Origin of the sequence: Nonomuraea guangzhouensis (assembly GCF_019396345.1) — a bacterium.
GTDB classification, from domain to species: Bacteria; Actinomycetota; Actinomycetes; order Streptosporangiales; family Streptosporangiaceae; genus Nonomuraea; species Nonomuraea guangzhouensis.
The window spans coordinates 1-23,052 of sequence record NZ_JAHKRM010000006.1 but is presented as its reverse complement, the minus strand read 5'-3'; the positions used below and the strand labels follow the sequence as shown (position 1 = coordinate 23,052).

Annotated in this window: 20 protein-coding genes; 9 read left to right on the top strand and 11 right to left on the bottom strand. The window is 69.4% G+C overall.

Annotated elements, in window-relative coordinates; all coding sequences use genetic code 11:
* Window positions 1–23: 23 nt before the first annotated feature.
* On the bottom strand, window positions 24–947 hold the full coding sequence (locus tag KME78_RS12955) for an SPFH domain-containing protein (protein ID WP_219529108.1): 924 nt from the start codon (window positions 945–947) through the stop codon (window positions 24–26).
* Between the two features lie 67 nt (window positions 948–1,014).
* The gene (locus KME78_RS12950) at window positions 1,015–1,803 is read right to left on the bottom strand and encodes an ABC transporter ATP-binding protein (protein WP_219529107.1); all 789 of its coding nucleotides are present in this window, start codon (window positions 1,801–1,803) and stop codon (window positions 1,015–1,017) included.
* Between the two features lie 70 nt (window positions 1,804–1,873).
* Between KME78_RS12950 and KME78_RS12945 the strand changes: the two genes are divergently transcribed.
* Complete coding sequence (locus KME78_RS12945) at window positions 1,874–2,680, top strand: Rv1486c family protein (RefSeq protein WP_308126928.1); 807 nt, start codon at window positions 1,874–1,876, stop codon at window positions 2,678–2,680.
* Here KME78_RS12945 and KME78_RS12940 read toward each other — a convergent pair.
* On the bottom strand, window positions 2,670–3,614 hold the full coding sequence (locus KME78_RS12940; RefSeq protein WP_219529106.1) for a CPBP family intramembrane glutamic endopeptidase: 945 nt from the start codon (window positions 3,612–3,614) through the stop codon (window positions 2,670–2,672). The genes KME78_RS12945 and KME78_RS12940 overlap by 11 nt on opposite strands.
* 137 nt (window positions 3,615–3,751) lie before the next feature.
* Here KME78_RS12940 and KME78_RS12935 point away from each other — a divergent pair, with 137 nt between their 5' ends.
* The gene (locus tag KME78_RS12935) at window positions 3,752–4,951 is read left to right on the top strand and encodes a sensor histidine kinase (RefSeq protein WP_308126927.1); all 1,200 of its coding nucleotides are present in this window, start codon (window positions 3,752–3,754) and stop codon (window positions 4,949–4,951) included.
* Window positions 4,948–5,562 carry a response regulator gene (locus tag KME78_RS12930; RefSeq protein ID WP_308126926.1) on the top strand — a complete coding sequence of 205 codons (615 nt, stop codon included), beginning with the start codon at window positions 4,948–4,950 and terminating at the stop codon, window positions 5,560–5,562. The genes KME78_RS12935 and KME78_RS12930 overlap by 4 nt, the downstream gene beginning before the upstream one ends.
* Here the strand turns inward: KME78_RS12930 and KME78_RS12925 are convergent.
* On the bottom strand, window positions 5,554–6,177 hold the full coding sequence (locus KME78_RS12925; RefSeq protein WP_219529105.1) for a response regulator: 624 nt from the start codon (window positions 6,175–6,177) through the stop codon (window positions 5,554–5,556). The two genes, KME78_RS12930 and KME78_RS12925, sit on opposite strands and share 9 nt — an antisense overlap.
* Window positions 6,174–7,313 (bottom strand): GAF domain-containing sensor histidine kinase, encoded by a 1,140-nt coding sequence (locus KME78_RS12920; RefSeq protein WP_308126925.1) that lies wholly within the window; start codon window positions 7,311–7,313, stop codon window positions 6,174–6,176. Before KME78_RS12920 ends, KME78_RS12925 begins: the two co-directional genes overlap by 4 nt.
* A gap of 122 nt (window positions 7,314–7,435) precedes the next feature.
* On the opposite strand from KME78_RS12920, the gene KME78_RS12915 reads away from it, so the two are divergent.
* Genes KME78_RS12915 through serB form a run of 3 tightly spaced genes read left to right on the top strand, consistent with a single transcriptional unit; the run spans window position 7,436 to window position 10,366 of the window.
* Complete coding sequence (locus KME78_RS12915) at window positions 7,436–8,092, top strand: SDR family NAD(P)-dependent oxidoreductase (protein WP_219529103.1); 657 nt, start codon at window positions 7,436–7,438, stop codon at window positions 8,090–8,092.
* A complete protein-coding gene (locus KME78_RS12910; RefSeq protein ID WP_219529102.1) occupies window positions 8,089–9,099 on the top strand; it encodes an S-adenosylmethionine:tRNA ribosyltransferase-isomerase in 1,011 nt (336 codons plus the stop codon). Before KME78_RS12915 ends, KME78_RS12910 begins: the two co-directional genes overlap by 4 nt.
* Window positions 9,100–9,148: 49 nt before the next feature.
* Window positions 9,149–10,366 (top strand): phosphoserine phosphatase SerB, encoded by a 1,218-nt coding sequence (gene serB / locus KME78_RS12905; RefSeq protein ID WP_219529101.1) that lies wholly within the window; start codon window positions 9,149–9,151, stop codon window positions 10,364–10,366.
* Here the strand turns inward: serB and KME78_RS12900 are convergent.
* From KME78_RS12900 to KME78_RS12885, 4 genes are all read right to left on the bottom strand, one after another.
* Window positions 10,356–10,832: a SixA phosphatase family protein gene (locus KME78_RS12900; RefSeq protein ID WP_308126924.1), complete on the bottom strand. Its 477-nt coding sequence runs from the start codon at window positions 10,830–10,832 to the stop codon at window positions 10,356–10,358. The two genes, serB and KME78_RS12900, sit on opposite strands and share 11 nt — an antisense overlap.
* Window positions 10,833–11,064: 232 nt before the next feature.
* A complete protein-coding gene (locus KME78_RS12895) occupies window positions 11,065–13,383 on the bottom strand; it encodes a sodium-translocating pyrophosphatase (RefSeq protein WP_219529100.1) in 2,319 nt (772 codons plus the stop codon).
* Between the two features lie 562 nt (window positions 13,384–13,945).
* On the bottom strand, window positions 13,946–14,383 hold the full coding sequence (locus KME78_RS12890; protein WP_219529099.1) for an ATP-binding protein: 438 nt from the start codon (window positions 14,381–14,383) through the stop codon (window positions 13,946–13,948).
* A gap of 2 nt (window positions 14,384–14,385) precedes the next feature.
* Window positions 14,386–14,736 (bottom strand): STAS domain-containing protein, encoded by a 351-nt coding sequence (locus KME78_RS12885; RefSeq protein WP_020542579.1) that lies wholly within the window; start codon window positions 14,734–14,736, stop codon window positions 14,386–14,388.
* 168 nt (window positions 14,737–14,904) lie between these two features.
* Between KME78_RS12885 and KME78_RS12880 the strand changes: the two genes are divergently transcribed.
* Window positions 14,905–17,622: a DEAD/DEAH box helicase gene (locus tag KME78_RS12880; protein WP_504740160.1), complete on the top strand. Its 2,718-nt coding sequence runs from the start codon at window positions 14,905–14,907 to the stop codon at window positions 17,620–17,622.
* A gap of 332 nt (window positions 17,623–17,954) precedes the next feature.
* Here the strand turns inward: KME78_RS12880 and KME78_RS12875 are convergent, their stop codons facing one another.
* Window positions 17,955–18,545 carry a TetR/AcrR family transcriptional regulator gene (locus tag KME78_RS12875; RefSeq protein WP_219529097.1) on the bottom strand — a complete coding sequence of 197 codons (591 nt, stop codon included), beginning with the start codon at window positions 18,543–18,545 and terminating at the stop codon, window positions 17,955–17,957.
* Window positions 18,546–18,624: 79 nt separating this feature from the next.
* Between KME78_RS12875 and KME78_RS12870 the strand changes: the two genes are divergently transcribed.
* Window positions 18,625–19,065: a VOC family protein gene (locus KME78_RS12870; protein WP_219529096.1), complete on the top strand. Its 441-nt coding sequence runs from the start codon at window positions 18,625–18,627 to the stop codon at window positions 19,063–19,065.
* Between the two features lie 243 nt (window positions 19,066–19,308).
* On the opposite strand, the gene KME78_RS12865 is transcribed toward KME78_RS12870, so the two are convergent.
* On the bottom strand, window positions 19,309–21,681 hold the full coding sequence (locus KME78_RS12865; protein ID WP_219529095.1) for a hypothetical protein: 2,373 nt from the start codon (window positions 21,679–21,681) through the stop codon (window positions 19,309–19,311).
* 719 nt (window positions 21,682–22,400) lie between these two features.
* Between KME78_RS12865 and KME78_RS12860 the strand changes: the two genes are divergently transcribed.
* Window positions 22,401–23,052: transposase (locus KME78_RS12860; protein WP_219529094.1), on the top strand; the 652-nt coding region annotated here is incomplete at its 3' end.

The following is a 23,052-nucleotide window of genomic DNA, read 5'->3' as shown; positions in this document are numbered from 1 at the left end:
CTTAGAGGTGGACCATTTCCCGGCTACTGGTCGGGGTCATCCTTGGGCGGCGAGAAAAGACCGCCGAGATTCTCCAGTGCCCGGCCCATCTCCGACGGGACGATCCAGATCTTGTTGGCGTCGCCCTTGGCGATCTCCGGGAGCATCTGCAGGTATTGGTAGGCCAGCAGCCGCTGGTCCGGTTTGCCCTCATGGATCGCCTTGAACACCATCCCGATCGCGTCGGCCTGCCCTTTGGCCCGCATGGCCTGGGCCTCGGCCTCCGCCTGGGCGCGCAGGACGGCCGCCTCCGCCTCACCGCGGGCCCGCAGGACCGCCGCCTGCTGCTCACCTTCGGCCGTCAGGATCGCCGCCTGCCGCTGCCCCTCCGCGGCCAGCACCGCGGCCCGCTTGTCGCGGTCGGCGCGCATCTGCTTCTCCATCGAGTCCTGGATGGAGGAGGGCGGGTCGATGGCCTTGAGCTCGACCCGGTTGACCCGGATGCCCCACTTGCCGGTCGCCTCGTCGAGCACGCCGCGCAGCTCGGTGTTGATCTCCTCGCGAGAGGTCAGCGTGCTCTCCAGGTCCATGCCGCCGACCACGTTACGCAGCGTGGTGACGGTCAGCTGCTCGACTCCGACCAGGAAGTTCGCGATCTCGTACGTGGCCGCCTTCGGATTGGTCACCTGGAAGTAGATGACGGTGTCGATCGAGACGACCAGGTTGTCGGAGGTGATCACCGGCTGCGGCGGGAACGAGACGACCTGCTCCCGGAGGTCGATCAGATCCTTGATCCGGTCGATGAACGGCACGACCAGGTTGAGCCCCGGTTTCAGCGTGCGGTGATAGCGGCCGAGCCGCTCGATGATCGCCGCGGTCGCCTGGGGGATGATGCGGACCGTACGCGCCACCCCTAACCCCACCGCCGCGACCACAACGAGGGCGACGATGAGCTGCGACGTGGACATGGCACGCTCCGAGGCCGAGGGGACCGCCTTCGTAAATGCTACTTGCCGATCACCGGATAAAGGCGATCTAGTGCGCGCGGGCGTACCAGCGTCCTTCGGCGCTGCGGTCCAGCGACAACGGCACCCCGAACGTCTGCGTCAGGTTGTCGGCCGTCATCACGTGCTCCAACGGCCCCTGGGCCACAACCGAGCCGTGCTTGAGCAGCAGCCCGTGCGTGAACCCGCTGGGGATCTCCTCCACGTGATGCGTGACGAGCATCAGCGTGGGCGAGCGGAGGTCGTTGGCAAGCACCGACAGGCGGCGCACCAGATCTTCCCGGCCGCCCAGGTCGAGCCCGGCCGCCGGCTCGTCCAGCAGCAGCATCTCGGGGTCGGGCATGAGCGCGCGGGCGATCTGCACCCGTTTACGCTCGCCCTCGGACAGGGTGCCGAACCTGCGCCTGATCAGATGCGCGGCACCCATCATGTCGATCAGCTCGACGGCCCTGGTGACGTCGTTGGAGTCGTACTCCTCGGTCCAGCGGCCCATGATCGCGTAGGACGCCGTCAGAACCAGGTCGATGACCTTCTCCTCCGGCGGGATGCGCTCGGCCAGCGCGGCGCTCGCCAGACCGATGCGCGGCCGCAGATCGAAGACGTCGGCCTGGCCCAGCCGCTCGCCGAGCACCTCCACGATGCCCTCGCTCGGATACAGCAGCGTCGCGGCGACCTGCAACAACGTCGTCTTGCCCGCCCCGTTCGGCCCAATGACGACCCACCGCTCGTCCTCATTGACCGTCCAGTCGATGCCGCGCAGCAGGGCCGCCCCGTCGCGCCTGACGGCGACGTCCTGGAGCCGCAGCACCTGACCACCCATCCCCGGATCCCTCCTTTAGGAGTAACGCTCGGGACAAACCTATTGCAGGGCGAGCGCATATCGTGGACCGGTGCTCCCTGAATCATCTCTCTCTCCTCCGCTGGTCGCCTGGGGCAACGCCTGGCTCGCCGGTCACGTCGGCCTCGACGAGGCCGTCGACCGGGTCGAAGCCGCCTCGGGTCCTGCCGTCGTGGGACCCCCCGACGGCCCGGGTTCCGCCGCCTCGGGCACCCCGGCCGACGTCCTGGGCTCCGCTGCCGACGTCCCGGGTTCCCCTGAGGTGGGCGACGTGCCGTTGCGGGCCTACCTCGCCGGGCTGCGGTCCGACGGGCTGACCGAGTTCCGGCTCGCGCTGCCCGCGCCCGGCGACCCGCTCGGGCTCTCCGGGCCGCCCGCCTTCAACACGGCCGCGGTGGAAGCCGGCCAGGCCGTGATCGCGGTGCTCTCCGACCGGTGCCTCGGGATGGTGCCCTCGCCCGACCTACGCGGGTCCTCCTATGTCGGGGTACGCCTGGCCGTACACCCATCTGGCCCCGTACGCGTGGACCTGCCGTCTGTGGCCGAGGCGGAGCGGGAGCTGTCGATCGCGATGCGCTCGGCGACCGAGACGCTGGCCGCGGCCGGCGGCCCGGCACAGGAGTGGCCCGACCGGCTGGGGAAGCTCGGCGGCGAACTGGCGCCCGGCTACCCGGGACGGGCGCACCGCGTCTCCGCCCTGGCCACCCGCCTGGCCGCGGTGCTGCGCCTGGCCGACGAGCGGGGCCTGACCGCCGGGGAGATCGCCGCCCGTGGCGCCGCCCTGCGCGACCTCGACCGGGCCGTACGACGGGCCCTGGTGGCGGCACACCACGCCATCTTCGAGCCGGTCAGACAGTAACGACCGTGGGGGGCTCGACGCGAGACCTCCGGAGATAGACCGCCAGGGCGCCCGCGCACAGGAGAGCCAGCAGGAGCGTGGTCGGCAGGCCGGTGAACGGTCCGGCCAGAGCCGCCTCTCCGGCCAGCGGGCTCGCTTTCGGCTGGCTCAGCAGGAGCACGGCCATGTCCGGTGGGCGCTGACCCGGCACACCCACCGCGAAGACATAGGTGGCCAGCCAGAGCGGCGTCGCGTGGAAGGCCATCGCCGCCCAGAGGCTGCGTGTGGTCAGCGTGAGCAAGGCCCCCAGCACCGACCAGAGCACCAGGTTGGTCGCGAGCACCCAATGGAAGGTGTGCAGCGGCGCGATCAGCATCAGGGGTCCGACGAAGTGGAAGAGCGCGAACGCCGCGGACGACAGGGCGATGCCCGCGGGCACGCCCCATCGCGCCCCGGCGCTCTGCAGGATCCAGCCCCGGTAGAGGATCTCCTCGATGGCGATCATCATGACCCTGGCCAGGTAGGCGACGGGCAGCAGGTAGATCAGGGCGGAGTCCCAAAGCGAGCCGTCCACGCGCAGGTTGCCCGTGGCGTACTGCAGCGCCAGCCAGCCCGCGATGAAGGCCGTACCCAGGACGAAGCCGATCAGGTGCTGCCGCCAGGCGTCGCGGCCCCAGGCGAGGCCAAGCGAGGCGAACGGCCGCTTCTCGTAGAAGCGGGTCCAGAGCCACAGCAGCACGAAGATCGGTGCGTGCTGGATCACGGTCGTCAGCAGCATCAGGACAGCGAAGAGCGGGCCCGACTGCCGGCCGGGGAAGAGCATGCCGAGAGGCAGTAAGAGGGCCATTCCGATGACGACCCCCGCGGCGTAGATCAATTGCGCCAGCAGGACCGCGACGAGCGGGTGGGTGCCGCGTTTCCCGGCCGTCGAAGCATCGACGAAAGCGTTGTTCATATCGCTGAACGTAGGGATGGGCGGCACCAGGGCGAATCCTGCGCGAGACCGAGCCCGGCCTGTTCTTCCATGTGTCGCAGGTCATGTTCGGCCGCTCATCCCGAGGGCTTCGCCGTTCCCGCTGTTAGCGTGGAAGCGTGGCCGGAAGTGATCGTTGGACACATGGCACCGATGACCGGGCCCCCTACATTCTGAGCGCCCTGTTCTACTGCTCGGATCTGATGCTGCTCTGGGGCCTGCTCATGGCGGCGGGCGCGGGCCTTGTGCCGTGGGCGTTCTGCGTACCGTCCGTGGTGATGCTGGCCGGCTGGCGGCTCCTGCGGTGGAATCGCACGGCGGCGCCCGGTCGCAAGGCACTGAGCCTCCTTTTCGTGCTGGCCTCACTGGGCGGGATGACCGTCGGGAGCGCGATCACCACCATCCCGCTGGTGGTGGTGACCATCGTGCACGTCGTCTGCGTGTTCGGGCTCGGCGGTGGCACCGGCTTCAGCGTGGCCGCGGTGCTCCTCACCCTGGTCGGCAATCTGGTGGCGGGGCGCGGTTCCTCGGCGCTGGCCGAGGCGACCGTGATGACCGTGTTCACCGTGTGGGCGCTGATCACCGCCCGCGTCCTGCTGGGCGCCAGGCAGCGCGCCAGTGACAACGAGCGACTGCTGGCCGAGCTGACCGATGCTCATGTGGAGCTGCGCCGCTACGCCGCCCGGGTACGCGAGCTCACGGTGGCCGAGGAGCGGGCCCGGATGTCGCGCGAGATGCACGACTCCGTCGGCCACTACCTCACGGTGATCAACCTCGGTCTGGAGAACGCCCAGCGTTACCGCGAGGCCCGCCCTGGCGAGGCGTGGGCCGAGGTGCGCCAGGCCCAGCAGCTCACTGTCGAAGCCCTGGCCGACACCAGGCGCTGGGTGCGGGCGCTCAAGCCGCTGGCACTGGAGGGCAAGGCGGGTGCCGCGGCCCTGGCCGAGCTGGCCCGGTCGTTCGAGGGCACCGAGCTGGACGTCGCGTTCCGCACGGAGGGCACAGAACCGGCCTTGGCGGAGCAGGCCGAGCTGGTGATGTACCGGGCGTTGCAGGAGGGGCTGACGAACGCGGTGCGCCATTCGGGAGCGCGGCACGTGGAGGTCGTGCTCGGCACCGCGGACGACCGCGTCGAGCTGGCCGTCACCGACGACGGGCGCGGCGCGACGGACGAGGAGCTCGACGGCGGTGGGCACGGCCTGACCGGGCTGCGCCAGCGGGTCGACGCCCTCGGCGGCTCGCTCCACGCCGGAAGCCTCGCGGACGGCGGGTTCGCGTTACGGGTCAGCCTGCCCTGCGGTGTGGGGGTGGGCGTGTGACCGTACGGGTGCTCATCGTGGACGATCAGGTGCTGATGCGCCAGGGCCTGCGCAAGCTCCTGGAGCTGGAGGAAGGCATCGAGGTCGTGGGTGAGGCCGCGGACGGGCTGGCCGCGCTCGACCTGATCCCCTCGGCCCGGCCCGATGTGGCGCTGGTCGACGCCCGGATGCCGAGGATGGACGGGATCGAGCTGATCGGCCGGCTCGACGTCCCCGCGATCATCCTGACCACGTTCGACGACGACGACTACATCTTCGGCGGCCTGCGCGCCGGCGCCCGCGGCTACCTGCTCAAGGACACTCCGCCCGACGAGCTGGTGGCGGCCATCCGCAAGGCGGCCAGGGGCGAGACCGTGCTGGGCGGGGTCGCCGCCGAGCGGGTGGTCGCCGAGCTACGCAGCGCCCCCGCCCCGCCGCACCTCGCCGACCAGCTCTCCGAACGCGAACACGAGGTGGCTGTCCTGGTCGGCGATGGCGCGACCAACCGGGAGATCGCCAGGCGGCTGTTCATCACCGAGGGCACGGTGAAGAACCACATCTCCAGCATCCTGCGCAAACTGCGGCTCCGCGACCGCACCCAGCTGGCCATCCACATCGCCCGGTCAAGCTAAGCCGTGGCGTACGGCGTACAGGGCGGCCTGGGTGCGGTCCTGGACGCCGAGCTTCATCAGCACGTTGGACACGTGGGTCTTGACCGTCTTCTCGGCGACGGACAGGCTCCTGGCGATCTCCCGGTTGGAGTGGCCTGCCGCGATCAGCGCCAGCACCTCGCGCTCCCGTTCCGTCAGCGGCACCGGACCGATCGATGCCGGCGAGCCGTTCGGAGCGGCCAGCATCGCCTCCGCCGCCTCGGGGGCGAGCAGCACCTGCCCCCCGTGTACGGCCCGCACCGCCTGTACGAGCGCGTTCGGATCGACGTCCTTGTACAGGAACCCGGCGGCGCCCGCCCGCATCGCCGGAGCCACGTCGGACCGGTCGCTCACCGAGGTCAGCACGATCACCCTGGGCAGCGGCCCCGACAGCCGCGCCAGCGCGCCGAGCCCGTCGAGTACCGGCATCTTCAGATCGAGCAGCAGCACGTCAGGGACGAGATCGTCGGCCAGCGCGACGGCCTCGGCCCCGTCGGCCGCCTCGCCGACGACCGTGATGTCCCCCTGGAGGTCGAGGAAGGTCCGCAGGCCCTGCCGCACCACTGGATGATCGTCGGCGATCAGCACCCGGATCAAACGCCCACCTCCACTCGGACCGTCGTGCCCTCGTCGCGGGCCGAGGCCACGGTCATGACGCCGCCGACAGACTCCGCCCGGTCCCGCATCGACACCAGGCCCAGGCCACGTGACTCGGCCTGTTCGAAGCCCTTGCCGTCGTCGCGTACGGTCAGCACCAGCTTGCCGCCCTCCTCACCCAGGTGCACCTCGACCGTCCCGGCGTCGGAGTGCCTGAGCGCGTTGTGCAGCGCCTCCTGCGCAACTCGTAGCACGGCCACCTCGATCGCCGAGTCGAGCGGCGGCAGTTCGTCGCCCTCGAACGTGACGTGCGCGGGGTGGAGCCGGTCGAGCAAGCGCACGTGCTTGCGCAACGTCTCCGCCAGGCCGTGCCGGTCGAGTTCGGCCGGGCGCAGCTCGACGATCACTGCCCGGAGCTCGGCCAGGGCCTCGCCCGCCAGGCGCTGCACGCGTTCGAGTTCGGCGGCGGCCTCGTCCGGGGCACTGCGCAGCAGGACGGCGGCGGACTGCGCGGTCAGCCGGAGCGAGAACAGCTTCTGGGTGACGGCGTCGTGCAGCTCACGGGCCATCCGGTTGCGCTCCTCGAGCATGGCCAGCTCGCGGCCCCGCTCGTACAGCCGGGCGTTGGTCAGCGCGATCGCGGCGTGCGCGGCGAACAGCGTGAGCAGGTCCTGGTCCGCCGGGGTGAAGCCGTCGGGCGTGCGCTTGTTGGCCAGGAAGATGATGCCGAGCACCTCGTCGCCGTCGCGGATCGGGACGCCGAGGAAGTCCTTCATCACCGGGTGCGCCTTGGGCCACCACTCGAACCTGGGGTCCTCGCGCAGGTCGGGCAGCCGCACCGGAGCCCCGTCGCGGAGCATCGCGCCGAGCATGCCATGCTGCCTGGGCAGCGGGCCGATCGCGTCCCACTGCTTGTCGGTGAGGCCCTCGGCGACGAACTCGGCGAACGAGCCGTCCTCGTCGGGCACACCGAGCGCGGCATAGCGGGCGTCGAGCAGCCGCTGGGCCGAGCGGACGATGACCTGCAGCACCTCGCGCACCGAGAGGTGCCGGGTGACGGCGAGCACGGCGGTGCTCACCGCCTGCATGATCTCGTCTCTGTCGGAGGCTCTGTCCGGGGCTCTGTCTGAGGCCACGGGGTCCACTCTATGGTCCTGGGCCTCTTTGCCCACGTCCCATGGTCTTAGGTCCATATGCCCAGGAGGAGGCGGGTCCTCAGCCCGATGTCCGGCCGCCGCCGCGCTCCTAACGTCGAGACATGACGAACACCGCACTGATCACCGGCGCCTCCCGCGGCCTGGGTCTGGCTCTGGCGACGACACTCGCCACCGCCGGGTGGGAGCTCGTGCTCACCGCCCGTGGCGCGGCGGACCTGGAGCGGGTCGCGGCCGAGCTGGGCGCCACCGCCATCCCCGGCGACGTGACCGACCCGGCGCACGTCGAGCGGCTCGCGCGGGCCGTACCCGAGCTGAACCTGCTGGTCAACAACGCGAGCGGGCTGGGCGTGACCCCGCTGCCGCCGCTGTCGGTGTACCCGCGGGAGGAGTTCGGGGCGCTGCTGGAGACCAATGTGATCGCTCCCCTGGCTCTCATCCAGGCGACGCTCCCCGCGCTGCGCGCCACGCGCGGCGCCATCGTGAACATCACCTCCGACGCCGCGACCGGCGCCTACGAGGGCTGGGGCGCTTACGGCGCCACCAAGGCCGCCCTGGAGCAGCTCTCCAACGTACTGGCGGCCGAAGAGCCCGACCTGGCCGTCTGGTGGGTCGATCCCGGCGAGATGAACACCCGCATGCTGGCCGACGCGGTCGGCGCCGACGAGGCGTCCGGCGCCACGGATCCCGCCAAGGTGGCCGCGACACTGTGTGAACTGGTCTGGTCCCGCCCGGCGAGCGGCAGGGTGAGCCTGCAATGACCGCCGCGCTCGACTTCGCGCTGCCGGACACGCTGTCGGCGCACGAGCCGCCCGAGGCCCGCGGGCTGACCCGCGACTCGGTGCGCCTGCTGGTCTCGCGCGGCTCGCTCCCTCCGGAGCACCACCACTTCACCGACCTGCCGGGGTTGCTCGACCCGGGCGACCTGATCGTGGTCAACAACTCGGCGACCTTGCCCGCCGCCATCAGGCTCGACCGGCTCGCCGTGCACTTCTCCACCGCGCGCGAGGACGGCACCTGGCTGGTCGAGCTCCGCCGCCGTACCTCCAAGGCGTCCGAGCCGTACGGCGGCGGCGAGCCCGGCGAATGGCTGCCGCTGCCGGGACGGGCGACGCTGCGGCTCATCGAACGCGAGACGCCGCGCCTGTGGCGGGCCAGGCTCGACCGTGACGTGGAAGCGTACCTGCGCGATCACGGGGTGCCGATCCGCTACTCCTACGTGTCCCGCGACTGGCCGCTCGACTCCTACCAGACCGTCTTCGCCACCGTGCCGGGCAGCGCCGAGATGCCGAGCGCGGCCCGGCCGTTCACCGCCGAACTGGTCACGGCTCTGGTGGCGCGCGGCGTCGGGATCGCGCCGATCACCCTGCACACCGGCGTCGCCTCACCGGAGAAGGACGAGCCGCCCTACGCCGAGCGCTACGAGGTGCCCGCGGCAACGGCGCGCTTGGTCAACCTGACCGCGGCGAACGGCGGGCGGGTGGTGGCGGCCGGGACCACCGTGGTGCGCGCGCTGGAGACGGCCGTCGGCGGCGACGGGCGGGTGGCCGCCTCGGCCGGCTGGACCCGGCACATCGTGACGCCCGCCATCGGGGTAAAAGCCGTGAACGGGCTGATCACCGGGCTGCACGAGCCCAGATCGAGCCACCTGATGATGCTCAGCGCGATCGCCGAGCGGGAGCCGCTCACCCTCGCCTATGAGGCGGCGTTGCGGGAGGGATACCTGTGGCACGAGTTCGGTGACACCCACCTGCTGCTGAGCCGATAGTGGCCCCTCGTGCGCGTGCGGCGCGACGTGTTCAGTAGCCTGGCTCAATGTGGACCAGCGCACCCTCCTGATCACCTTGACCGGCCCAGACCGGCCGGGCGTCACCTCGCGGCTTTTCTCGGTTCTGTCGGGGTTCCCGGTGACCGTGGCCGACATCGAGCAGGTCGTCATCCGCGGCCGGCTCACCCTGGGCGTGCTCGTCGCCTACGCGGGCGGTCCGTCGACCGGCACGGGCAGCACCCTCGGCGCCATGTGGACCGCCGTCGAGCGGGTGGCTGAGGATCTCGGCCTGGAGCTGGAGCTCTCCACCGGCTCGACGACCAAGGAGCAGCGCCGACGCGGCCGCCTGTCGGTCAGCGTGCTGGGCGCGACGCTCCAGCCCGCCGCGATCGCCGGGATCGCCGGGCGCATCGCCGCCGCCGGCGCGAACATCGACCGCATCGAACGCCTCGCCCAGTGGCCGGTCACCTGCATCGAGCTGTCGGTCTCCGGCGCCGACCCGAGCGCGCTCCGCGTCGAGCTGGCCGCCGAGGCCGCCGCCCTGCACGTCGACGTGGCCGTGCAGCGCACCGGCCTGTCACGGCGGGCCAAGCGGCTGGTCGTCATGGACGTCGACTCCACGCTCATCCAGGGCGAGGTCATCGAGCTGCTGGCCGGGCACGCGGGCTGCCTCGAAGAGGTCGCCCGGGTCACCGAGGAGGCCATGCGCGGCGAGCTCGACTTCGCCGAGTCGCTGCGCCGCCGCGTCGCGCTGCTCGAGGGGCTGCCGGCCGAGGTGTTCGAGCAGGTACGCCAGCAGGTCGTGCTCACCCCCGGCGCCCGTACGCTCGTCCGTACGCTCAAGCGGCTCGACTACCGCTTCGCCATCGTCAGCGGCGGCTTCACCCAGATCACCGACTCCCTGGTCGATGACCTCGGCATCGACTACTCGGCGGCGAACGTCCTGGAGGTGGTCGACGGCAGGCTCACCGGCCGCGTCGTCGGCGAGATCGTCGACCGGCCGGGCAAGGCCCGCGCGCTGGAGCGGTTCGCCCGCGAGGCGGGGCTGCCGATCAGCCAGACGGTGGCCATCGGCGACGGAGCCAACGACCTCGACATGATCGCGGCGGCCGGGCTCGGCATCGCGTTCAACGCCAAGCCGGTCGTCCGGGAGGCGGCGGACACGGCGGTCAACACGCCTTACCTCGACTCGATCCTCTACCTGCTCGGGATCTCCAGGGACGAGGTGGAGGCGGCGGACGCCGAGGACGGCGTACTCACCCGGTGACCTCGCCCTTGGGGTCCCAGCGCGTGACCAGCTCGGCCTGGCCCGGCCACAGGTCCACCCAGTCGGACTCGGTACGGATGACCGCGAACGAGCCCGGCCGGAACCCGTAGTCGCCTCCGGCCAGCGAGATCGCCAGCTCGTGCACGCCCGGGTTGTGACCGCACAGCACCACCGTCCCGAGCTCCGGATCGGTCAGCTTGACCAGCGCGAGCAGCTCCTCGGGGTAGGCCTGGTAGACGTCACGCTCGTAGCTGACCGCCACCTCGGGGAAGGCCAGCTCGGCGGTGCGCCGCGTACGCAGGGACGGGGAGCACAGCACCAGATCGGGAGCCAGCCCGAGGGCCCGCACCTCGTCCCCGGCCCGCTTCGCGTCGCGCTCGCCCCTGTGCGTCAGCGGGCGCTCGCTGTCCTCCAGCCCGGGAACCTGCGCGGCCTTGGCGTGGCGGAGCACGATCAACGTACGCACGTGCTTCATCATCCTCTCGTCGCCCACACGCCCAGCGCGACGATCACGGCGAGGATGGCCAGCATCGCCAGCAGGATGTAGGCCAGCGTCTTGCCGCCGCTGGGCGGCTTGTCGTTCATCTGCCCAGTTTCCCACCGAGGGGTCGCGGGGTGGTCCTTGGGACACGCCTTCCTGGGACGTGAAACGCCCGCTCCCCCAGACCTCGGAGGAGCGGGCGTCCGGACGGGGGTCGCTACGAGGCGACCGGCTGGTGCTCCTTGTTCTTGTCGTTGCTGGTCGATTCGCTGGAGACCGAACGGCGCTTGGAGACGAGGATGGCGCCGATCACCACGCCCACCGCCACGACCGTGATCCCGATGCGCAGCGCCGGGTTGCCCGCGTACAGGACCACCGCCGGCGCCACCAGGAGCGCCACCAGGTTCATCACCTTGATCAGCGGGTTGATGGCCGGACCGGCAGTGTCCTTGAACGGGTCGCCGACCGTGTCACCGATGATCGTGGCTTCGTGGGCCTGCGACCCCTTGCCACCGTGGTGCCCGTCCTCGACCAGTTTCTTGGCGTTGTCCCAGGCACCACCCGAGTTGGACAGGAAGACCGCCATGAGCGTGCCGCACGCGATGGCTCCGGCCAGGAACGCGCCCAGCGGCGCGTAACCGAAGGCGAACCCGACCGCGATGGGCGTCATGACCGCCAGCAGGCCGGGCGTGGCCAGCTCGCGCAGCGAGTCACGGGTGCAGATGTCGACCACGCGGCCGTACTCGGGCTTCTCGGTGCCGTCCATGATGCCCGGGTGGTTGCGGAACTGGTCGCGTACCTCGAAGACCACGCGCATCGCGGCCCGTCCGACCGCGCTGATCGCCAGGCCGGAGAAGAGGAACACGACCGCCGCGCCGATGACCAGACCGACGAGCACGTTGGGCTGGTCGATGCCCAGACTGAAGGTGGAGAACGCGCCGAGCGCCTCCTTGGCCGACTGTGTCGCATCGGCGAGCTGCGTCTCCACGGCCGTGCGGAACGCCCCGAACAGCGCGGTCGCCGCGAGCACCGCCGTGGCGATCGCGATGCCCTTGGTGATGGCCTTCGTCGTGTTGCCGACGGCGTCGAGGCTGGTGAGCACGCGCGCGCCCTCACCCTCGACGTCGCCGGACATCTCGGCGATGCCCTGCGCGTTGTCGGAGACCGGGCCGAAGGTGTCCATCGACACGATGACGCCGACCGTGGTCAGCAGGCCGGTGCCGGCCAGCGCCACCGCGAACAGCGCGATCGTCACGTTCCCGAAGCCCAGCAGGAACGCGCCGTAGACCGCACCAGCGATGATCAGCGCCGAGTAGACGGCCGACTCGAGGCCGACGCTGATGCCGGCCAGGATGACCGTCGCGGGCCCGGTGGCCGAGCTCTCGCCGATCTCCCGTACGGGTCGCCTGGTCGTCTCGGTGAAGTAACCGGTCAGCAGCTGGATGGCGCTGGCCAGGACCAGGCCGATGAGCACCGCGCCGATGGCGATGATCCTCGGGTTGGCGGTGGACTGCACGGCCGAGCCGGTCAGCTCGGTGAAGGTGCCGGGCAGGTACCAGAACGCCGCCGCCGCGACCAGCACCGCGGAGATCGCGGCCGAGATGAAGAAGCTGCGGTTGATGGCGGCCATGCCGCTGCGGTCGCCGTCGCGCATCCGGGTGACGAAGATGCCGATGATCGCGGTGAGCACGCCGATCATGGGCACGATCAGCGGGAAGATCAGTCCCTGCTCGCCGAAGGCCACCTTGCCCAGGATGAGGCTGGCGACCAGCATGACCGCGTACGACTCGAACAGGTCGGCGGCCATACCCGCGCAGTCACCGACGTTGTCGCCCACGTTGTCGGCGATCGTCGCCGCGTTACGCGGGTCGTCCTCCGGGATGCCCTGTTCGACCTTGCCGACCAGGTCGGCGCCCACGTCGGCGGCCTTGGTGAAGATGCCGCCGCCGACTCGCATGAACATCGCCAGCAGCGCCGCCCCGAAGCCGAAGCCTTCGAGGACGCCCGGCGCGTCACCTTGATAGACGAAGACGACGATGGCCGCACCGAACAGGCCGAGGCCCACGGTGAACATGCCGGCCACGCCGCCCGTACGGAAGGCGATGCGCATGGCGCGCTTCTCGCCCGAATCACGGGCGGCCGCCGCGACGCGTACGTTTCCGCGTACGGCCAGCCACATGCCCATGAAGCCGGTCAGCGCGGAGAATACCGCCCCGACCACGAAGAAGATCGAGCGGCCGATGCGCACATCGGTCTCACCCGGTAGAAGGAGCAGCAGGAAGGGGATCACGACGACGAAGACCGCCAACGTGCGGAACTGCCGCGCGAGATACGCGGCGGCCCCTTCCTGTACGGCACGGGCGATGTCCTGCATGCGCTCCGTGCCCGCGTCGGCGGACAGCACCTCGCGCACCAAGCCGCCGGCGACGGCTAGGGCGATCAGTGCGACCGCGGCGACCACGATCACGATAGTGAGATTGTTACCGTTCAGGGCCAGATTGGACGCTGGCTCTGCGGCCAGCAGTTGCCTAAACATCGTTCTCCTCGGCAAGACCGGTCGTCCTGCCCGGGCGGTGCGCAAAGATCGACGGACTGGTGCGGCACCATCCGGGTTGTGGGTGCCGCTTCCGGATGAGTCCGCAGTTTCGCCGGATCACCTTGGCCGGTGCCGGGAGTCTACGCACGGGCTGCGCGGATATGAAGGCTCTGGTGGTCGCTATTTGGCCACGCGTCCAGTAATCCCCGAGCAATCCCCTGCCAGCACGGCGATTTGCCATCTGACAACCGATATTTCCGCCGGTTTACGGCCATGACAAGGTGCCCGAAACAACACGCCCGAAACCTGGGATTCGGTCCCGCCGGAGCCCTGGGGGCGCCGGTGCCCTGCCGATGCTCTGGACATGCCGAAGCCGAGCCGTGGGCACCACGGCTCGGCCTTGTAGGGAGGCCCTACGGCTGTCGGCTGGCGGAAGCCATGGGTGCCGGGCCTCGTATCGGCGCCCGGCCCCGTCTCACCAGAGGAGCGTGCCCCTGGACAGGGGCCGGCCACGGTCGGCGGTTGGGGCCCACCGTGCTGTGCCGTAAAGAAAAGAAAAAAATTATGCTTGCGTCGGCACGTGACCGTTGCGCGCGGCCGGCCAGCTCATGCGGATGCGCATCCCCTTGGGACTGGGGAACACCTCCACGTCATCGGCCAGCCCCGCGATCACCGCGATGCCGAACCCTGACATGAACGAGTCGGACAGCATGCCCAGATCGAGAGGTTGCTCCTGCTTGATCTCGTCGCTGGGAGCCTGATCGCTGACCGTTACCTCGAACCGCCCCGAATCGTCTTTCAGCTCGATGCGGATCGGCTCTCCCGGGCAGTGTGCGCGATGCGCCTCGACCGCCCGGGAGCAAGCCTCACCAACGGCGAGCCTGACCTCGTCCAGCAGTGACTCCTCCACGCCTGTGCGCCGGGCGATCGCCGTCGCGACCAACCGGGCGGTCCGCACATGCGCGGGGAGGGCGCTGAACGTGAGCTCGACGGTAGCCATCACTACTTGTCTTTGCCGTGAGCTTCCTTGGCCTCGTCGACCGAAGCGTAGATCCCGAAGACCTTGGTCAGCCCGGTGATCCGGAAGATCTTGAGGATGCGCTCCTGCGTGCACACCAGCTCGAGCGAACCGTCGTGCGCCCGAACCCGCTTGAGCCCCCCGACCAGGACACCGAGGCCCGTCGAGTCGAGGAAGTCGACCTTCTCCATGTTGACGAGAAGGTGGAAGTTGCCCTTGTTCACCAGGTCTATGAGGAGCTCACGCAATCTCGGCGCCGTGTAGACATCGATCTCACCCTCGACCTCGACGATGGTGAGTCGGTCCTCGTTGTGGTGATCCAACTTCAGATCCACAGATCCTCCAGCGCCTCGCCTGCGAAAGTACCCTTGCGGGCCTGGCAGTCTGGAACGGGGCTCCAGACCGTCTGACCCTGACGCGCGGCATTCAACCACGCGTCTGGCTTGTGTCTATACGAAATCACGATTCCCGGCGACTTTGCCCACGGATGCAGACTGGAAACAGTGACTTCCTCCGCTTCCTCCCCACACCGGCCAGGTCCACTCCTCCGGCACCTGCTCGGAGTTCCCGCACGTCATGAGCGCGTCACCCATGTGGAGCATGTTCCAGCACGTCAGGCTGGTCAAGCGGGATGGCCGAATTGGGCGCCGGAACTCTTGGTTACGCGCTTGGCGAACCGCGGCATCTCGGGATTGTGGCCACACCAGTACGAAGCCGCCGACCTAGCCCATCGTGGCCGAAACGTGATCATTTCTACCGGAACGGCGTCCGGGAAGTCGCTGGCGTACCTCACTCCGGCCGTCGCCTCCTGCCTCGACGGCGGCACCGTCCTCTACCTCACGCCCACCAAGGCCCTGGCCGCCGACCAACTCCGCAGCCTCCGCGAACTCCGCATCACGCAACTCCGCGCGGCCTGCTTCGACGGCGACACGCCGTTCGAGGAACGCACCTGGATCCGGCAGCACGCCAACTACGTACTGACAAATCCCGACATGCTGCATCGGAGCCTCCTGCCGCAGCATGCCCAGTGGTCGTCGTTCTTCCGGCGGTTGCGCATGGTCGTGGTGGACGAGTGCCACGGGTACCGCGGGGTGTTCGGCTCGCACGTGGCGCAGATCCTGCGCCGCCTGCGCCGGATCTGCGCCCGATACGGCTCTCAGCCCGTTTTCCTGCTGGCCTCAGCGACGGCCAGCGAGCCGGGGGCGTTCGCGATGCGGCTGACGGGGCTTGAGATGGCCGAGGTGACGTCGGACGGGTCTCCGAAGGGTGCGACGACCATCGCGCTCTGGGAGCCGCCCCTGACCGAGCTACGGGGCGAGAGAGGCGCTCCGGTGCGCCGCACCGCCACGGCCGAGGCCGCGGATCTCCTGACGGACCTCGTCCTGGCGAACGTCCGCACACTCGCCTTCGTCCGCTCCCGGCGCGGCGCCGAAACGGTCGCCCTCACCGCCCGCGCCAAACTCGCCGACGTCGCTTTCTCCCTGGGCGGTACGCCGGGGGCGCTCACGGGGGGCTCAAGCACGGGTACGACCGGCAGCCCCGCCCCTACGGCCGGTGCTTTCGGCACACCTCAACTTCCCACAGGCCAGGACCTCCCCACAGCGGCCCCCGACCAGAGAGCAGCCTCACCCTCCCCCTCAGCGCTCTCCCACCGCGACGCCCCCTCCCAGCCCTCAGACCACGACGCACCCACAGCCCCCTCCTACCACGACACTCCGTTGTCACCCGCCGATCGCGACACCCCCTCGCAGCCCTCTGACCAGGGAACTGCCTCGCCAGACCACGACGCGCCCTCGGCACCCACCCACCGCGACGCCCCCTCCCAGTCCCCGGACCAGGGCGCGCTGTCGTGGGCGTTGCCCGACTCCGCCGACTGGGCTGACCTCCCGGACCGGATCGCCGCCTACCGGGCCGGGTACCTCGCCGAAGACCGCAGGCTGCTCGAAAAGGCTCTCCGCTCAGGCTCCATCATGGGCCTGGCCACCACGAACGCCCTCGAACTCGGCGTAGACGTCTCCGGCCTGGACGCCGTCCTCATCGCCGGCTGGCCGGGCACCCGCGCCTCCCTCTGGCAACAGGCGGGCCGAGCGGGCCGCGACGGCCAGGAAGCACTCGCCGTACTCATCGCCAGGGACGACCCCCTCGACACCTACCTCGTACACCACCCCCAAGCCCTTTTCGGCCAGCCCGTAGAGGCGATCGTGCTCGACCCGGACAACCCGTACGTCCTGGGCCCCCATCTCTGCGCCGCCGCCGCCGAGATCCCGCTCACTGACGCCGACCTGCCCGTCTTCGGCCCCACCACCCCGAACGTCCTCGCCGACCTCGTCACCCAGGGCCTGCTCAGACAGCGTCCCGCAGGCTGGTTCTGGACCCGCCGCGAACGCGCCACCGACCTGGCCGACATCAGGGGCGGCGGAGGCGCGCCCATCCAGGTGGTGGAGTCCGCGACCGGCCGCCTCCTGGGCAGCGTGGACGAGCCGTCCGCCCACACCACCGTGCACACCGGCGCCGTGTACCTGCACCAGGGCGAGACGTACCTGGTGGAGCTCCTGGACCTGGAAGCCGGAGTCGCCCTCGTAGGCAGCTCACAGCCCGACTACACGACGTTCGCGCGCGACATCACGGACATCTCCGTCCTCGCCTCCCTGCGCTCGCACGACCTCGGCCCCGGCAGCCTCCACTTCGGCGAGGTGGAGGTGACCCGCCAGGTGGTCTCGTACCTCAAGCGCCGCCTCCAGTCCGGCGAGATGCTCGGCGACGAGCCCCTGGACCTGCCGCCGCGTACCCTCCGCACCCGCGCGGTCTGGTGGACGCTCCCCACCTCAGAGGTGGCCGCCCTGGCCGAGGAGGGCTTCGATCTGGGCGGCGCCGCCCACGCCGCCGAACACGCCGCCATCGGCCTGCTCCCCCTCTTCGCCACCTGCGACCGCTGGGACATCGGCGGCGTCTCCACGGAACTCCACGCGGACACGGGCCTGCTGACGGTGTTCGTGTACGACGGGCACGAGGGTGGCGCCGGCTTCGCCGAACGCGGCTACGCCCGTGCCACCGAATGGCTCACGGCCACCCGCGAGGCCATCGCCTCCTGCGAGTGCGAACGCGGCTGCCCATCCTGCATCCAGTCCCCGAAATGCGGGAACGGCAACGAGCCCTTGGACAAACGCGGCGCCATCCACCTTTTGGACACCTTGCTACGCTCCGCTCCGGCCGCAAGCTAGTCCGGTGTCGACGAACGTTCGCCGGGTGTCCGCTCTCCCTCTCCCCCGAAGGGGGTATCCCTTCAGGGACCCCTGACACTACGGACTGTCACAGGGGCCGGACCAAACCCAGGGGCCATCGTGGTCACCGCACCAGGCAGCGCGCGACCGCTCGAACCTCGATAAGCCCAGGTGAGAGCACCCGCTAACCGATTCCTCCGGGGTCCTCGGCGGGTTGGTCGCGAGACCACGCACTTACCGATTCCGTCAGGGTTCTTGGCGGGTTGGTCGAGGCGAGATCACCCGCTGACCGCATTGCCAGACCCACTCGTAGAACACAACGATGCGCGCGCTCACTCGAGGCGCAGCCCCTGCAGGATCCGGGACAAGGCGGCCCACACGTCTTCCAGATCGCCAGGATCTCCAGAGCCGGCCAGCCACAGGGCGGCCTCATTCATCGCCCCCGACAGCAGGTGAGTCAGCGGGGCGACCGGCTGTCGTGCGATGATCCCCGCCTCGATGAGGTCGGAGAGCGCCTCGGCCAGATGGCGGGCGGAGGCGGCCTCGTCCAGCGCCCGCCACTCGCTCCAGCCAAGGACTGCGGGGCCATCGATGAGCATGATCTGCTGGATGTCCGGATCGGTGCAGGCTGCGAGGAACGCCCGGCACCCGGCCGCCAGTTGCTCCCACGGGTCGTCCTGGGCCTCGGCGGTCGCGGCCACCGTCTCGGCCACCTCCCCCTGCACCTGCTCCAGGACCGTACGGAACAGGTCGGCCTTGCTCTCGAAATGGTGGTACAGCGCACCCTTGGTCACCCCGGCAGCGGCGACGATCTGCGACAGGCCCACCGCCCCATAGCCCCGGCTCGCGAACAACAGCCTGCCCTCGCGTACCAGAATCCGCCTGGTCTGCTCGCGCTGCTCGATCCTGCTGCCCTTGTGCATCGCGGCCACCCCTGTTGACGTACCGATGGTATGCCAATAGCGTAGCTTGGCATACCATCGGTATGCGAAGGAGCTTTCCGTGATGCTGACCAGCTTCTATCCGGTTCTCTGCACCTCCCTGCTGCGGGAGTCCCGGGACTTCTTTGTCAGGTGGTTCGGGTTCGAGGCGACGTTCGAGGCGGACTGGTACGTGAGTCTGCGCCGGCCGGGGACCCCGCCGTACGAGCTGGCCCTTCTCGACCACCGTCATCCGACGCTGCCTGAGGGCCACCGCGCGCACATTCAGGGGCTGCTGCTCAACTTCGAGGTCGAGGACGTGGATGGGGAGTGGGAACGGCTCGTCGTACGGGGAGGTCTGCCGGCCGTGCTCGAACTGCGCAGCGAGGATTTCGGACAGCGGCACTTCATCGTGGCCGACCCCAGCGGAGTGCTCATCGACGTCATCACACCCACTGTTCCCACCGCCGAGTACGCCGACCAGTACCAGACTCAGGATTCACGAAGGTCTGCAGCCCTTTGACCCGCAACAGAGCCCATCCGACCTCGGCTCAACAACGGCTTGCTCGCTGTGCCAGATGACCTCACCCACCACATCAGTGCCCAGGTCTGGGACTCAAAGCCCGACGGCATACCGATGATCTCGGCAAGACCGATCGCATCAGGCAAATCCTCGACGCGGAGGAACACACCGAAGGGCAAGCGCCAGCCTAGGCAGTGCTCCCACCGGCCGATTCCTTCGAAGAACTTGGTGGGTTGGTCGGGGCTAGCTATCGCCGCCGCGATGGCGGTGGCCCGCGAAGGCGTTCTCGTCGTCGTCAGCCGCCCAGAAGTCACCTGCTCCGGGCTGCGGGCGCTCCCAGAAGCCACTGTCCTCCATCGCCCTGGGAGCAGGGGGCAGGTAGTCGTCCCAACGCTCCTCGATCCGTACAACGGGCGGCGTAACGGCGGCGGCCGACTCGGGCACCTCGATCACGGCCGAGCTGGGCAGCGCGATCCGTACGGGCTCCTGACGGGCCGTTCGACCGTCCGGCTCAACACGCATCCGACTGGGCTGGTCGAGAGGCTCTCGATCAGCCCGAGCTGCTCCCCTCCAGCCGTCCTGATCAACAGAAACCAGGTCGTATCGACCGGCATCCGCCCGGCCATCCCGCTCCCCGGACACCCATGAAACCTGCCCAGCACCCACCTGGCCATCCTGTTCGCCGGACAACCACGAAACCTGCTCAGCCCCCGTCCGACCGTCCTGACCGCCGGACGCCCGATCATCCGGATCAGCAGCCCCCATATCGGCGTCGCTGAGGTGCAGCGGGAGGGCGGCGCGTACCTGCGCACGAGCATGTCCCGTCTCCGGCCCGTAACCCCGACCGGCGCTCGGCCTCTCTGCGTAACGCCGCGCTGCGGACGGCGTGGCCAGCAGATCAGACGGTGTCGAGTTGAAGCGATCGGACGACACCACACCGAGCTTTTCGGACCCACCCGAACCGAACCCATCGGACCCGCTCGGACGGGGCACACCATTAACTCCCTGACCAAACCGATCGGAAACCTCCAGACCGGAAGCCTCCAGAGTGGACCCTCCCGAGGCGGGCGCTCCCGGCCCGGATGCTCCCGGACCTGGTTGGTCGGACACCCCCGGACCAGGTAGGTCGGACGCCGCCGAGCCAGGGTGTTCCAGTGCCTGCATGTGGGATTCCAGTGCCCGCATGCGGGATCGTGCGGGCGTCTGCGCGCCGGAGCGTCCTGGCGGCGTACGCGAGGCTCCGGGAGCCTGGGCGGCACCACGCCGCTCTGACGCGCGCGAACGCTCAGGCGTCTGAGCGCCGGACCGCTCCGGCGCACGGGACTGTTCAGGGGACTGCGTACGAGGATGCTCACCGACCGGTCGGATCTTGGCGACTGCCAGCACCACGGCAGGCCGTCGGGGTGCCGAAGCGGTGGGCGGGACGCTATCCGTACTGGGTTGAGCAGAAATGCCGAGACTTGGCGAAGCAGCAGCCGAGTGCGGCACCGAACCCCCAGCACCAGCTCCAGCGAGAGACCGGCGACGCGCCCACGCGCCTCCGTGCGCGGCCAGCAGCAGCAAGACGAGCCCACCTGCGACGTACATGCCGTACTGGCCGATACTTCCGGTCGGCGACTCCGACGACTGAGCCTTCACCCTGGAGTCGACGGGAGCGGACTCCGCGTCACCTTTGGTGCCGTCGGGAGTGAGCCCGTCGGTCTTGCCCGAGTCTCCGGTCGTGTCAGCGGTCGGAATCGGCAGGTTGCCCTTGGGGTCGGTGTCGGGCATGGCGGGTAGTTTGTTGGTGTTCTTCGTCGTGGTCGCCTTGCGCGTGGGCGCGGCCGTGGGCTGCGTGTGCTTCTTGCCGGGCAGCGTCGGCAGGGTGTCGACGCCCTTCTTGGTGGTCGGCGTTTCCTGCTTTGTGGCGGTCTTCTTCGGCTTGGCGGTCGGGGGCCCGGGAACGGTCACGTACGCGGCGCCGGAATTGCCCGACCCGATCGACCCTCCGTCACCGTCGCCCCTGAACGCCTTCACGGTGAAGCCCACTCGCTGACCAGCCGCCTTGGACGGTACGGCGAGCACTGCCTTGCACGATGATCCGGAACAGGCGCTGTCGGCGGGCAGCCTGCCCACGATGCCGGACTGGCTGGTCGCGACCTCGTACGACTGGAGATCGGGCTCCGAACCCTTGCTCCATGTCACCACGATCTTCTCGGTGCCCTCCAGGGCCGCGGCGACGTTGTCCGGCGCGGCGGCGGGCCGCCTCAGCTTGAACGTGCTCGTCGCGTAGGTGGTGCCGGTGATCTCGCCCTTGAGGACCACGTTGAAGGTCCCGTTGGGAGCGCTGCCGGCGTCGAACGTACCGGAAAGCGTCTGGTTGGCCCCTCCGCCGGCGACCTTCTGCTTGGCGGTCGAGGGCCCCTCCACGTACACGCCCATGTTGAGCTGCATCACACCGGTACGCGCTGAGATCGGCACGGATCCGCTCGTGACAACCTGGCCGTCGGACGGAGACGTGATCTCCCCGGAGCTCGCACCTTGCCGCATCACCACGGCCGCCTGAGCGGACCCACCGAGCACGATGGATCCCGCCACGACCGCCGTCGCGACTATCGCTCTGCCAACCACCGTCACGGCGCTTCCCTCCATAGAGAGCCTCGCGCCGCCTGACCACCCTGGGGCGCTCACGCGACGACCGGAAGTGCAGTCCCGCTCGGCCGACATTGATCACCGACCGCCCCTGAATCCGCACCCTAACGGCTCAGATCCGGGCTATCCCAGACTCCGGTCCCAGACGGCATGGACTCACGGGTAAGCGGCACCTTATGTGAGCTATCTAACTCTTGGACACTCTGTCTAAGAAGTCGTAATTCGATTGCGACCTAGCCCCGACAGCCCCAGAAGCCACATTGTTCTGCGAAGCAAAAATCGCCGCCGCTTTTACGAACATTGCGCTAAATATCACCTCTATCCGCCCATAACACCATCAGCATGGGCAAAAGGTCCGCCTGTCAAGAACCCGCAGCACGGTGACCCGAGGGTGGTCGTGGGTCCGGAGGCGAGGGCCGGGAGGCGGGGTGGAGCTAGAGGGCATGGAACCAAGATCAGGGCTATAGGCCGGAACGGTGCAGCCACAAACGGGTCTCCGTCGCGCCTTCAGCTCCGCACCCTCAGCCCCGGGTGGCAACGTCGTCAGACCGGCTGATCGATCTACCGCGATGCGGGTCAGTGCTCCCATCTTTAGGACTCCGTTGCCCAATTCGGCGTGTCTTCTGGGAAGCCGATGATGTCCTGAATCAGGATGATCTGCCGCGCGGTTCCTCGTCTGCGAGCGGTGAAAGGATGGTGGACTGATGTCGATGCAGCCGCGTCCGTGGCCGGAGATTCCCGAGTTGACAGCGCGTGTGGCGCGGGCGGCGTTTCCCAAGGGGACGATGGCGATGCGGGTTCGTGACGCGCTGGGTCCGCTGTTCGCCGATGCGGAATTCGCGGGCATGTTCGGTGTGCGGGGGCGTCCCGGCCTGTCTCCCGGACAGTTGGCGCTGGTGTCGGTGCTGCAGTACGCGGAGAACCTGTCTGATCGGCAGGCCGCTGACGCGGTCCGCGGCCGAATCGAGTGGAAGTACGCGCTGGGCCTGGAGTTGGAGGATCCGGGGTTCGACTTTTCGGTGCTCAGCGGCTTTCGCGCCCGCCTGGTCGAACACGGCCAGGAGGAGCATGTCTTCGAGCTGCTCGTGGAGCGGTTGAGTGGCCTGGGGTTCTTGCGTGCGGGAGGACGTCAGCGGACCGATTCCACGCATGTGCTGGCCGCGGTGCGGGCGTTGAACCGGGCGGAGTTCGTCGGCGAGGTGATGCGGTCGGCGTTGAACGCCTTGGCAGCCTGTGAGCCGGGCTGGCTGGCGGCGTGGGCTCCGGCCGCATGGCAGCAGCGTTACGGGGAGCGGGTGGATGCCTACCGGCTGCCTGACGGAGAAGCGGCGCGTGCAGGCTACCTGATCCAGGTCG